Consider the following 12,820-nt stretch of genomic DNA (forward strand, 5'->3'; position numbering starts at 1 on the left):
GCCATGGAGAAGAAACTTGCTTTTCTTGGGCCGCACGGAACCTTCAGCGAGGAAGCCGCGTTGGCATTGACCGCCGGGCTGCAGATTCAACGTCTGCCGTATCCAAGCATTATTGACGTGATCGTCGCTGTTGACAAAGGCGAAGTCGACTACGGTGTCGTTCCGATTGAAAACACGATTGAGGGCACCGTGAATACAGCATTGGACTGGTTGATTCACGAAGTGGACCTGCCGATCATGGGGGAGCTGGCGCTGCCTATTTCCCAGCATCTATTGGTAGCCAAGCGGGAAGAGCAGCTGGAATTGTCCGCAATTGAACGAATATTGTCACACCCGCATGCGATCGCCCAATGCCATAATTTTATTCGGGAGCATCTGCCCCAGGCTGTGATCGAGTATACGAACAGCACGGCAAAAGCTGCGCAGACTGTCAGTGAGCATCCGGAAGAGCCATGGGCTGCGATTGGAACCCGTTTAAATCCGGAAATTTACCCACTTTCTTTCGCGTGGCAGGAGATTCAAGACTATTCCAACAACTATACCCGATTCCTGCTCATCGGCAAAGAGCCGTTGGATCTGCCCTCCTCCTCCAAAGAGAAGACTACCATCCTGGTGACACTGCCAGAGGATTTTCCCGGAGCGCTTTATCAGGTTTTGGCTGCCTTTGCGTGGCGCAAGATCAACTTGTCAAAGATTGAATCGCGTCCGACGAAAAAAGGGTTGGGCAGCTACTATTTTGTAATCGATATCGAACAAAAAATGGATGATGTGCTGCTGCCTGGAGCCTTTGCAGAAATTGAGGCGCTGGGCTGTCAAGTCAGACAGCTTGGCACGTATCCGTTTTACATGTACAAAGCCACCTGAGCAGGTGGCTTTTTTATTGTCCAAAAACCGGGTGACAAAGATGGGCGTCAACCCTTTTTTAACCGGGTGAGCAAAACGCCCATGGGTGCATACCATGGTAGGGAGTTTCCGAGAGGGAGGAGAAACAGTGAGAATCCATGTAGTTCAAAAAGGCGATACCATGTGGAAAATCGCAAAAAAATATGGAGTGGACTTTAAAGAACTGCTTCGCCTGAACAGTCAAATTAAAAATCCCGATCTCATCTACCCCGGCTTGAGGGTTAAAATCCCGTCAATGGGGATTCCAGTCCGTCCGCAGCAAAGCAGACCATTTTCATCAAGTGAATCTCCTCAGGCAAGTGAAAGTCAAATCTTTGGGGAAACGGAATCTCCCCGGGTAAAAGAGCGCCCGATCCAGCAGCCAGCCGAATCTCCCCTGGTAAAGGAACGGCCAATCCAAGAGCAAAAGGAGGCTCCGCTGCCGCAGCCGGAACCACAGCCAGCACCGCAGCCAGCACCGCAGCCGGTGCCGGAAGTGCCGGAGCGGATTGAGACACGCCCGATGGAGCCCACGGAGGAAGAGCCGGAGATGGAAGAGGATATACCTGAGGACATTGATATTGAATCGGAAGAAGACTTCGACAGGGAAGAAAGCATGGAGATCGAATCCGAGATCGAAACACCTCAGGCACTCCCCTTTATCCCAGATAATAATATGCCACCTGCCCTCCCGCCACTGCCGCCTGCACAGCCTCGTCCGCCGCAGCGAGTCTCACCATTGGCCGAAGCTCCTGTCCTTCCACGTCCGATCATGCCGCCTACGCCGAAAAAGACCAGTCCACTGCCAACACCTAGGCCGAAGACGCAGGTAAGCCCGCTGCAGCAGCCCGAGCCGAAGACACAAGTGAATCCGCTGCAGCAGCCGGAGCCGAAGACACAAGTGAGTCCGCTGCAACCGCCGCTGCCGAGGACACAAGCAAGTCCATTGCAGCCGCCGCTGCCGAAGACACAGGTAAGACCAGTGCAGCCGCCAATGCCGAGGACACAAGTCAGCCCGCTGCAGCCGACCGTGCCGCCGACACTAAAAGGCCAACAGCAGCCGTTCCGTCCCACTCCAAGAAGACCAATGCAACCGCCAACCCAGGTGAGCCCAGCGATACCGCAGCAGCCTTACTACCCATATCAGCCGCCGCAGCCTTACCATGATTTTGTGAGACCATGCCCGCCGTGCGGCCAGCCACCGATTATCCCAATGCCGCAAGTGCAGGCAGAGGTACTCCCGGAAATGATGCCGTTTTGTCCACCCATGCCGTATCCGAATATGATGCCGCCAATGATCCCGCATGTAATGCCAGACTTTATGCCGAATATGATGCCAGATGCGATGCCAGACTTTATGCCGAATATGATGCCAAATGCGATGCCAGACTTTATGCCGAATATGATGCCAAATGCGATGCCAGACTTTATGCCGAATATGATGCCACATACGATGCCGGACTTCATGCCGAATATGATGCCACACGCAATGCCGGACTTTATGCCGGACCACTTGCCGAACATGATGCCGCCTGCTTACCCTTATTATCACTCGCCAGAGGAACCGTATGGAAGTTATCCCCGTTCTCGTAAACAGAGAAGAAGAAGAACGTATGTTGAATCCTCTTCCAGCTCATCTGGTCACAGAAGACGCAGGGGGGAGAGTCATCACATAACGCCCGATTCCGATGATTGCGGCCGCGGATACCAGCATATAGCTTACCAAGAGTCATATCCAGATTCCAAAGAGAAGCCGGCTCTCCCAGCACCGGAAGTGTGGCCTGATTGGGAAACGGGATATGACGAATCTTCTTCCTGATTCCCCGGACATGAACAAATCCATTGTTCCGTCTCTTGAAAAAGCATTCCGCTGCCGTATTTACGGGGTAAAACCTCGTCGGAACGTGAATTACCTGAAAACGGATCGGGGCCATTGGATTTTGAAAGGGTATAAACAGCGAGAGAAAGCAGAGTGGGTGACAAAGCTTTCAGAGATACTCCGGGATAAAGGATTTACCCATACCGTTAAGTACGTGTCTGACTATGAGGGAGAAAAGATTTTTCCCTTTCAGGGGAAGTACTATACGATTATGAATATGATCGATGGACGTGAATCGGATAACGCTTCTCTTTCCGATGTCAAGAGAGCGGCGATGACCCTCGCCAGATTTCACCAGGCCGCTCGTGATTTTCCGCTGGCGGAGCCATTTCCGTTTGATGGAAAGCCAGCGCTGATCGATAAATGGGAAAGCAGACTGGAGCATTTCGAAAAGATCACCTGGCATATCGAGCAGAAAGAACCGCAAAATCGGCTCGAACAGCTGATTTCAGAAATGGCGGAAGATGCAATTCGCGAAGGGCGAGGCACTCTCCAGGCTGCTTACAAATTGCCGCTGACAGCGGAGCTCTACGCGTCTATGGAACAAGGCACGCTAGCACACCGGGATGTGGCCAGCCACAATTTTTTGCTGACTCCCCGCGGCAGCTGCTACTTAATCGACCTCGATACAGTCGGGCAGGATATGCAGCTTGTTGACCTCGTCCAATTCATGGGGAGAATGCTGCTTCTTCAAGAATACCGAATGTCTTCCTTTATTGAAGCGATTGAGGCCTACTGCCGCATTCAGTATTTGAGCGACACGCAAATCTGGATGATCCACCAGCTGCTCGGTTACCCGGACAACTTGCTGCGTGAAGTAACGGGTGTTTACGGCAATCGCCCAGGTTATCATGTACGAGGAGTACTGCAGTTGGTACAGATGGAAGCCAGACTCCGCGAGGCGCGTCAAAGCTTCCTGCAATCGGGGGAACATCTCTTCCGTCATTCTCCATGGGGGGAGTATCATTTTGTCGGGTAAAGAAAAAAGCTGATGGTCTATGCCATCAGCTTTTTTCATGTCGAAGGTGCCGTATAAAAGCCGCTCCTGCTTATTTGGAGCCTGCTTTGGAAAGATCGATGCTGAACTTCGCAAATCCGCTTTCCAAGGTGTTCAGGTATTTCAGATGAGGCATTTTTTCCGCAAATGGTTTTGCATCCGGAGAGGTGGTAAAGGTTACGTTTACCTTTTCTTTCACCGGAGCGAAGGACCAGTTGTTGTCCGCAGCCGGGTTGATTTCTTTTTGGCTAAGGATATAGTCGATCACGATTTGACGATTTTCGTCAGGAGAGTCGATGACAATGGTGGTACCATCAGCGCCCGGGAATTTCCCGCCGTTATTCGCGCGGTAGTTGTTGGTGACGATGATGAATTTATCCTCCGGTTTGACTGGCTTTCCTTCGTATTGCAGGTTTTTAATGCGGTTTGCATTCGGATTGACCACTTTTCCTTCAAGGTCGAACTTGGACGGCTGGGTTACATCGATTTGATAGGTTACGCCGTCGATCACATCAAAGTTGTAAGTCGGGAATGCTTCATTGATGAGCGGTTGCTCTTCTGTTTTCTTCACGTCAATCTGGTTGAACTGACCGGCGGAGCGCTCCAGCCAATCCTTCAATTGGGCACCGTTGACCAGTACGCCTTTCAGCGTGTTCGGATAAATGTACAGGTCGGACACGTTTTTGATCGCGATCGTACCAGCAGGGATGTTCGTGTAGTAAGCGGCTCCGTTGCGGCCGCCTGCTTTAAACGGTGCACCCGCAGACAGGACAGGGATGTTTTCGTATTCCGTTCCTTTGATATTTTTCTCTACGAACCATTTCTGTGCATTGGTCACGATCTGGATGGACGGATCATCCTGTACCAAAGCGAAATAGCTGAAGATGGGGGAGGTTGTGGTACCTACCGAAGAGCGCACCCATGCGACCGTGTGATCGTGATCTTCCTTCACCGCTTCGACGATCTTCTGGTCTGCATCAGCAAGCGATTTTTTCTCTGTTTTGTCATAGATAGGCACCGCTTTGGTAGTAGCTTCAGCTACAGTCCATTTGCCATTTTCCTTTTTCAACGTGAGATCGATCACACCGAGATGGCTGCCCCAGAATCCGGGCATGACTGCCGGTTTTCCGTTGATCAGCCCTTTTTCGTTGTCTACGCCAGGGATGTTTTCAAAGCCGGCTCCCGGGAATACAGAGTGGGAGTGGCCGAACAGAACGGCGTCAATGCCGTCTACTTTGGTCAATTGGTAGCTGGCGTTCTCCAGGTCAGGGCCCGCTTCTACCGGTCCGATGCCCGAGTGAGGGATCGCGACGATCAGATCGGCACCCTTTTTCTTCATTTCCGGAACAAATTTTTTCGCAGTTTCCACGATGTCCTTGGCAATCACTTTGCCTTGCAGGTTCTCTTTATCCCAGTTCATGATTTGCGGAGGCACGAAACCGATCACGCCGACCTTGAGCTTCACGTCTTTGCCGGCCTCATCCTTGAAGGTGCGGTCCAGGATCAGGTAAGGCGTAAAGTAGTTTTTGTCGTTGTCAGGATTTTTGTCCTTGTCATCTACGTAAACGTTTGCATTTACATACGGGAATTTGGAGCCCTTCAGGCTGCGCTGGAGGTGTTCAAGCCCGAAGTTGAACTCATGGTTTCCGATATTCCCCGCATCGTAGTTCAACAGATTCATGGCTTTGTATACAGGGTGGGTTTGTCCATCTTTCAGCGGCTCAATCTTGGCTACATAATCACCAAGAGGATTGCCCTGGATCAGGTCGCCGTTGTCGAAAAGCATGGAGTTCTTTGCTTCGTCACGAGCTGCTTTGATCAGTGTTGCGGTTTTTGCCAGTCCGAATTCATCCGTCAGCTTGTCCTGGTAGTAGTCGTAGTTGACGATGTTGGTATGAAGGTCAGTCGTTTCCAGGAGACGCAGTTTAAGCGTAGCTTCCGCATTTGCGCTTACCGTATTGTACGGGAAGGACAGTACGCCGACAGCTAGAGATGCAGTCAGTAAACAACCGACAAGCTTGCCTGTGCTCACCTTTTTCATAAATTAGCATTCCTCCATTAATAAAGAAAAATATGACAATCACAGCCAGTTTATCATCGAATGAAAGGAAATGGTAGAAATTCCTTTGTGAATTTGTCGTAAAGATGGGAATGTTGGGGAATGAGGGTATGCTTTTCTTCCATTTCGGCCAAAATGGTAGGAAAACGAGGCAGAAGGGGTTCTATGGAAAAATGAGACGGCAGTGGATGATCTACACGTCGTGGGCTGCTGCTCTGGCAGCTGGTTTGGCAGGAGGCGTTTTGCTTGACAATATGTTTGGAAAACAGCAGGACGGACTGCTTTTTCTCAAATCGTCCGAAAGCGTAGGGGCGATGAGCAACAGCTATCAGGTCGTTCTGGCGAAAACGTATCTGTGCGGTGTCAAAAAAGAAGAAGTCTCCCAGATTCCGCGAAACGAGCTGGCGCAAACCTTGGCTGCGCATAATGGCTCGGAGATCGTGGCGGCCGAGGCGGACAAGCTGATTTTGTACAAGCGCGAGAACGATATTGCGCCCGAGTGCAAGGAGAACGGCCACTTCGGAATATCCAAGGACGGGATGCTAACGCTGTTCAACGGCTTGCCAGAGGAGGCGGAAGTCGTCCAGACGTTTTACCGGATTAATACGGAAAAGATGGAGGCAAGGCTGTCGAAAGAACAAGTGGCTTCACTCAAAAAAGGCATCCGCGTCCGCGACCTGGCTGAGTACAACAGCGTCCTGTCCACTTTTGGCGAGTTCCAGATCGGTGCAGGAAATGAGTAGAAGGCTTTCCCTTGCAACAAGGGGAGCCTTCTTTTTCTTCTGGGAGGAAATGCGGGAAGCTTATTCTGCTGTTATGCTGCAGATTCGCCACGGGTCAAGCGGAGACAAGCGGACCAGCGAAAAGGTCCACAGTTCTTTTTGTTCAGGTCCTTGCCGGTAAAAAAAGGAGACGCGAACAGGGATTTCGGCAGTAAGCGAGGCATCGTCATGCCACTGATCAAGCTCATTTTGCCGCTTGATGGAGTCGATGTTCTCCAAAAAAGGAGGCAGCGGGTATGGACCAGCCGCTACTTTGAGGGAAAAGAAGTCGTGCTCGTGCAAGGAGGTCAGAAAATAATCGACCAATTGCCGCGGGTCGGCTGTTTGAATGGCTTCGTACAGCTTTCCGGACGCTTTCAGTATCATCAAGCTGTGACCCGGATCCGGTTCGGTTTTTCGATGGGTGGAGCTTCCTTGAAAATGGATGCAGAAATGGCCAGGAAACTGGTTTCCCGGGATCCCTCCTGCTCCGTGAGGCATGCCGTGCATGGAAGCCGCGTAGTGCTTTCCGTTGACCCGGACCAGAATGGCCCGTCTCTTCCAGCTCCACTTCCCTTGATAAATCTGTTTCATGATCAGTGTGTCTTCACGGGTAAGGGGCTGCACATCGGCATGCCTGCTTCCTGCCCGCCGCTGTACGCGAAAGCTCTTGCCGGTCTCCAGATCAATCACAGTCGCATAGCTCATGCGCTTGAATTCTTGGCGAGCCTCGCTCCAGGGCGTCGGTCTTCCATAGTGCCTGGCTTCCAGCAGGGATACATATGAATCGAGTTGCCCGAACGTTTTCGGGGAGAGACGCACAGCCCTTTTTCGCTTCCGATCGTAGAACAGGCCGTCGAAGCCAAGCAGGTACGAATCCGCGCCAATTTGCACAGTAGCCCGTACAGGATAAGGCTCCTGGGCAGGATTGCCTGTCGGACTATGCGTGATTGCCCGAGCCAACCCGCTCTTCTGTTCAACGTCGAGCCGGGAAACAAAAGCGGCGTTTGGCGAGACGCTGACGCTGATGGTCATTTCGTTGCGTTTTTTGGCAGCAGCTGCGGCAGGCTGAGTAAAGGATAAAGCTAGGGATAAAAGCAAAAACAGCAGAGAACGAAGCAGGTTGGCCACCTCCAGGCGAGAAGCTTTTCCTTTTCTTGTCTTAGTTTGCGCCAGAGAGGATAAGAGTGTGCATCCATTGCAAGCGAGGCAGGGACAAATTTTTGCCATCATAACAAGAGGCATCTTTCCCCATACTGATGTCAAGCGGCGGTCAAGGAGGAGTCTTTCAGCATGTCTTCGATGCCGAGAGGAAGCTACAAAGACCAGTTCCATCAGCGTTTGTACGTTCAATTAAACCAGGGGCACAACAAGCTGAACTATCGTCAGATCAACCAGATCCAGGAACAGATGCGAAATGATGTGGATGAATATGCACACATGCAGCATGACGAGGCTGATGCGCTTGGAATGAACAAACACTAGCTGCCGCCGCAAAGTCCGCCCCAGACCGGGGCGGATTTTTTCGTGTGACGAATGCAGACCAAGATGGAAATGCACGTTCGCTTTTTCCGTCCTTTATGGTACAGTAAAAGACAGAAATCAAAACTACATGGAGTTGTGAGCCATGCACATCATCGGGATTGACCCCGGAATTGCGATTGTCGGCTTTGGGGTGATAGATAAACAAGGCAATCAGTTGAAGCCTGTTCAATACGGCAGCATCCAGACAGAGGCGGGCTTGTCGGTTCCGCTCAGACTCAGGCAAATCTTTGAGGCCATGCAAACCTTGCTCGATACATACAAACCGGATGAGATGGCAGTAGAAAAACTGTTCTTCAACAAAAATGTCACGACGGCCTTTACAGTAGGCCAGGCGCGGGGAGTCATCCTGCTTGCGGCCGAGTTGGCGGGTATCCCGGTATACGAATATACGCCGATGCAGGTAAAGCAGGCTGTTACCGGATACGGAGGAGCAGAGAAGAAGCAGATACAGGAGATGACCAAAATGCTGCTTCGATTGAAGGAAACGCCAAAACCGGACGACGTGGCCGATGCTTTGGGAATTGCCATTACCCATGCGCAATTTCGAACATTTATTTCCCTTGCGGAAGGAGTACGGAAATGATTGATTTTGTGGAGGGCACGCTTGCCTATCTGGATACTGACTTTGTCGTGGTGGAAGCGGGGGGGATCGGTTACCGCCTGTTTTGTCCAAACCCCTATCATTTTGTTCGGTTCGAGGGGGCGAGGACCAAGCTTTACACCCATCATCATGTTCGTGAGGATGCCATCCTGCTGTACGGCTTTCCTACGAGGGAGGAACGGGACCTGTTCCGCAAGCTGCTGGATGTCTCCGGGATCGGTCCCAAGGGCGGCCTTGCGATTCTGGCCGCAGCGACTCCTGAACAAATCGTCATGGCAGTCCAACAGGAAAATGTCGCTTATTTGACGAAATTCCCGGGGATTGGGAAGAAAACCGCCCAGCGGCTCATCCTCGATCTGAAGGATAAGCTCACCGCCTTTACACCTTCCGCCTTCCAGACAGTAGCTGCGACAGAGCTCAAGGCCGGGGAAACAGCCGCTTCTGCTCTGCAGGAGGCAGTGGATGCGCTTGAGGCGTTGGGCTATTCAGACCTGGAAATCCAAAAAGTGCGCGGAACGCTATCGGAAGCGGCCAAAAATGGCGCAGGGGTCGAGCAATTAATCAAACAGGGGCTTGCCTTGTTTATGAGGGGGTAGCGAAGTGGACCAGCGCATCATTACGACACAAATGAACTGGGAGGAGGATGCGGCAGAGCTCAGTCTTCGCCCTCGTTATTTGCATGAATATATTGGTCAACAACAAGCGAAAGATAATCTGAAGGTGTTTATCGAAGCGGCCAAGATGCGCAAAGAAGCGCTTGACCACGTATTGCTCTACGGGCCGCCGGGCTTGGGGAAAACGACGTTGTCACAGATTATCGCCAACGAGCTGGGTGTCAGCATCCGGACAACGTCAGGACCGGCGATTGAACGGCCAGGAGACTTGGCGGCAATCCTGACCAATCTTCAGGAAGGCGACGTGCTGTTTATCGATGAGATCCACCGCCTCAACAGAAGCGTGGAGGAGGTATTGTACCCGGCGATGGAGGACTTTGCGCTCGATATTATTATCGGGAAGGGGCCGAGTGCCCGCAGTGTCCGCCTGGATCTGCCTCCGTTTACGCTCGTGGGTGCGACCACACGTGCCGGGATGCTTTCCTCACCGCTGCGCGACCGTTTCGGGGTGGTAAACCGCCTGGAATTTTACACAGTGCCGGAATTGACGTTTATCGTCAGCCGGGCCGCCGATATCCTGCAGATCGGGATTCGCGAGGAGGGGGCCGCCGAGATTGCCAAGCGCTCACGTGGAACCCCGCGTGTGGCCAATCGCCTGTTAAAACGTGTCCGGGACTTTGCACAAGTACAAGGCGACGGCGTCGTGACGGCCCAGATCGCCATGGAAGCGCTGGAGCGGCTGCAGGTGGACGCCTGCGGGCTGGATCATATCGATCACAAGCTGCTGCTCGCCATCATCGACAGATTTGATGGAGGACCGGTCGGCCTTGACACGATCGCCGCTACGATCGGGGAAGAAAGCCAAACGATTGAAGACGTCTGCGAGCCCTACCTGCTCCAGATCGGCTTCATGCAGCGAACGCCGAGAGGGCGCGTCGCCACACCAGCCGCCTATGAACATTTCGGTCGGGAGATGAAAAAAACATGAATCCGGTAGCCAAACTGCTCATCATCGGAGGGGCTGTACTGATTGTTGTTGGCCTTTTGTGGCAAATCGGGGGACGATTTTTGCCTTTGGGCCGTCTGCCTGGAGACATCGTGGTCGAAAAAGAGAATTTCAAGTTCTACTTTCCGGTCGTCACCTGCATTGTGATCAGTATCGTGCTAACATTGGCTTCCTATTTGTTTCGCTTGTTTAAATGAGGAATAGATGCGAAAAGCCCGCGTTCTCGTTGACGCGGGTTCATTGCTATGTGCAGATGCACGCATGACTTGCATCCGAGGACCTAAATTGTACAGTCTGGGCAGGAAATGGCCTGTTTTTGTCGAAAAACATGGGAGTTCATGCCAAAATTCGACTTTTCAACAATTCAGGTGAGAGGAAGGACAAGACGTCATGTGGAAGCGGAAGATTGGAAAAGTCCTTTCAGCGGGCCTGTTATCGGTTTCGCTACTGGCGGTGCAGATACCGGCCGATGCAGCCGGGGATACGATACGGGTTGCGCTGTTTATTGATAATGGACAGGGATACCGGGGAGTGGTTCCTTCGGTGACATTGACAGCGGCTGGCGGGTTGGAAGTATCCATGAGAACAAAAGACGGGGCTGCAAAACTGCCGGCCTTGACAGGAGATACAGCCAGGGTACGGGTAGATGAATATCATGTGCAGGCAATCGAAACAAGCGATCTCAACCGGGCTCAGCAGGTTGCTCAGCAACTGAGTCAGCGAAAGATAGACGCCGCCATCCAGCAAAGCGAGCAAGGCGGCAAACGGATGTACCAAGTAGTCAGCGGCACCTACGACACCTTGCAAGCGGCCTCGGCGCAAGCCAAGTCAATCGCGCAAGCTACCGGTCAGCAGCCGGTGGTAAAAGGGCCGATGCGAGTGGAAGCAGGGAGATTCGGCAGTTTGAAAGAAGCGCAGGACTGGCAAACCGCCCTGTCCTCTACCGGGATATCCGCCTATCCGGTCATTTTGCTCGATGGCGGCAAGCTGTCCTACGCCGTTTGGTTGGGGGACGAGGTAAGCAAAGATGCGGTGCAAAAGCTGGCGAATAAAGCCGCATCCGCATTTCCCGGGTTTTCCTATCAAGAGGCGGCCAGCAAGTCCTATGTCGTTCTGAAAAAAGACATGCTTGGCTCGGAAGCAGTCTGGAAATACGCTTTTTCTCCGCAGGCGTCACTGACTGTAAAGCCGGAGAAAGGGGGCTCCCAATCGCTAATCGAGGTGGAGGAGCGGGATGGCCGAAAGTATCGCGGGAAAATTGAACTCTCGGAATACAAAGGCAATATGGCGGTTGTCAACGAACTGCCTCTGGAGCAATATCTATACGGCGTAGTTGGCTCGGAGATGGCGCCGGGCTGGCCGTTGGAGGCTTTGAAAACACAGGCCGTCCTGGCTCGGACGAGAGCGGTCGGCCAGGGGAACAAGTACGGAATTGCGAACCTTTCTGATACAGTCTTTGAGCAGGCGTATTACGGATTTGACAAAGAGTCCAAAGACATCCGCAAAGCTGTGGACGAAACCGAAGGAGAGGTCATTACCTATAAAGGCAAGGTGGCCGAATCGCTCTTTTATTCCAATGCCGGAGGTTTGACCGCTGACGGCACGGAAGTATGGGGAAATGAGGTTCCTTACATTCGTTCGGTCATGAGCGATGATACGGAACCGTTGGAAAAGGCGGCATTATGGTACCAGGTTTCGCTCGGTGACGGGACCTTCGGGTTTATCCGCAGCGATCTCGTCCGGGAAACCGGCTTAACCAACGCACTGGGGCTGAAAGAGGCTGTCGTGACTGGTGACGGCATCAACCTGCGCTCCGGCCCGAGTACCGCTTATCACCGGGTGTTGACCTCCCTGTCCGCAGGGACAAGCGTTACAATCGTAACAGAAGAACCGGAGGAAAATGCCTACAGCTGGACACGGGGGCCTTACACGGCTGAAGAGGTGACCGCAATGATCAATGCCAGCCAGGACAAAAACAAAGGGCCGCGCATAAGCGGTGTCGTACAGACCTTGCGTGTTACAGAGCGCGGACCATCCGGCAGGGTGCTGGAAATGGAAGCCAACGGCCGCCCGCTGAAGGTCTCTTCCCCGGATGCCCACCGTTCCATTTTCCAGCAAGGCGGAGCGGCATTGAGAAGCACAAAGTTCGACGTGGAAGAGACGGGGACATTTACAGTGTTGGGCGCTGGCGGCAAAACTACTGCCTATCCCAAATACGGGAGCGTCATGGCGATTGGAGCCGATGGCTACGCTTCGTCTGCCAATGGATACAATGACCAGTTCCTCATTTTAAACGGTTCAAATGAGTGGCGGGTCGCGACAAAGCAGCAGATGTTCCTGTTCCGCGGGACCGGTTATGGACACGGTCTGGGCGTGTCCCAATACGGTGCCAAAGCGATGGCCGAGAGCGGGTATGACTATCGGCAAATCTTGCAACACTACTACCAAGACATTTCGATTGAACAGTACTAGAATA

General features: G+C 52.6%; 12 protein-coding genes. 10 read left to right on the top strand and 2 right to left on the bottom strand.

Annotation, left to right across the window (positions count from 1 at the left end; all coding sequences use genetic code 11):
- Positions 1-3 precede the first annotated feature (3 nt).
- The 3 genes from pheA (at position 4) to NST37_RS08560 (ending at position 3,740) form a co-directional block, all read left to right on the top strand.
- Positions 4-864, top strand: a complete 861-nt coding sequence (gene pheA / locus NST37_RS08550; RefSeq protein WP_003387595.1) for a prephenate dehydratase — start codon at positions 4-6, stop codon at positions 862-864.
- Positions 865-991: 127 nt separating this feature from the next.
- Positions 992-2,701 carry a SafA/ExsA family spore coat assembly protein gene (safA, locus tag NST37_RS08555; RefSeq protein ID WP_339186571.1) on the top strand — a complete coding sequence of 570 codons (1,710 nt, stop codon included), beginning with the start codon at positions 992-994 and terminating at the stop codon, positions 2,699-2,701.
- Positions 2,682-3,740 carry a phosphotransferase gene (locus NST37_RS08560; protein WP_003387593.1) on the top strand — a complete coding sequence of 353 codons (1,059 nt, stop codon included), beginning with the start codon at positions 2,682-2,684 and terminating at the stop codon, positions 3,738-3,740. Before safA ends, NST37_RS08560 begins: the two co-directional genes overlap by 20 nt.
- Before the next feature lie 70 nt (positions 3,741-3,810).
- Here NST37_RS08560 and NST37_RS08565 read toward each other — a convergent pair whose 3' ends face one another.
- Complete coding sequence (locus tag NST37_RS08565) at positions 3,811-5,799, bottom strand: bifunctional 2',3'-cyclic-nucleotide 2'-phosphodiesterase/3'-nucleotidase (RefSeq protein WP_003387592.1); 1,989 nt, start codon at positions 5,797-5,799, stop codon at positions 3,811-3,813.
- A 191-nt stretch (positions 5,800-5,990) separates the two neighbouring features.
- Between NST37_RS08565 and NST37_RS08570 the strand changes: the two genes are divergently transcribed.
- Positions 5,991-6,560 (top strand): BofC C-terminal domain-containing protein, encoded by a 570-nt coding sequence (locus NST37_RS08570; RefSeq protein WP_003387591.1) that lies wholly within the window; start codon positions 5,991-5,993, stop codon positions 6,558-6,560.
- A gap of 60 nt (positions 6,561-6,620) precedes the next feature.
- Here NST37_RS08570 and NST37_RS08575 read toward each other — a convergent pair whose 3' ends face one another.
- On the bottom strand, positions 6,621-7,811 hold the full coding sequence (locus NST37_RS08575; RefSeq protein WP_152562209.1) for a hypothetical protein: 1,191 nt from the start codon (positions 7,809-7,811) through the stop codon (positions 6,621-6,623).
- Positions 7,812-7,871: 60 nt separating this feature from the next.
- Between NST37_RS08575 and NST37_RS08580 the strand changes: the two genes are divergently transcribed.
- The 6 genes from NST37_RS08580 to NST37_RS08605 all read left to right on the top strand — a co-directional run bounded on the left by NST37_RS08580 (position 7,872) and on the right by NST37_RS08605 (position 12,816).
- A complete protein-coding gene (locus NST37_RS08580) occupies positions 7,872-8,063 on the top strand; it encodes a hypothetical protein (protein ID WP_003387589.1) in 192 nt (63 codons plus the stop codon).
- Positions 8,064-8,205: 142 nt separating this feature from the next.
- On the top strand, positions 8,206-8,706 hold the full coding sequence (gene ruvC, locus NST37_RS08585; protein WP_003387588.1) for a crossover junction endodeoxyribonuclease RuvC: 501 nt from the start codon (positions 8,206-8,208) through the stop codon (positions 8,704-8,706).
- Positions 8,703-9,320 (top strand): Holliday junction branch migration protein RuvA, encoded by a 618-nt coding sequence (ruvA, locus tag NST37_RS08590; protein ID WP_003387586.1) that lies wholly within the window; start codon positions 8,703-8,705, stop codon positions 9,318-9,320. The genes ruvC and ruvA overlap by 4 nt, the downstream gene beginning before the upstream one ends.
- Positions 9,321-9,324: 4 nt before the next feature.
- Positions 9,325-10,326, top strand: a complete 1,002-nt coding sequence (gene ruvB, locus NST37_RS08595) for a Holliday junction branch migration DNA helicase RuvB (RefSeq protein WP_339186574.1) — start codon at positions 9,325-9,327, stop codon at positions 10,324-10,326.
- Complete coding sequence (locus NST37_RS08600; protein ID WP_003387584.1) at positions 10,323-10,541, top strand: DUF2905 domain-containing protein; 219 nt, start codon at positions 10,323-10,325, stop codon at positions 10,539-10,541. The genes ruvB and NST37_RS08600 overlap by 4 nt, the downstream gene beginning before the upstream one ends.
- Before the next feature lie 193 nt (positions 10,542-10,734).
- Positions 10,735-12,816, top strand: coding sequence for a SpoIID/LytB domain-containing protein (locus NST37_RS08605; protein WP_031932371.1), 2,082 nt, complete (start codon positions 10,735-10,737; stop codon positions 12,814-12,816).
- Positions 12,817-12,820: the final 4 nt, after the last annotated feature.

Source organism: Brevibacillus sp. FSL K6-6036 (assembly GCF_037964015.1).
In the GTDB taxonomy this organism is placed as follows: domain Bacteria; phylum Bacillota; class Bacilli; order Brevibacillales; family Brevibacillaceae; genus Brevibacillus; species Brevibacillus borstelensis.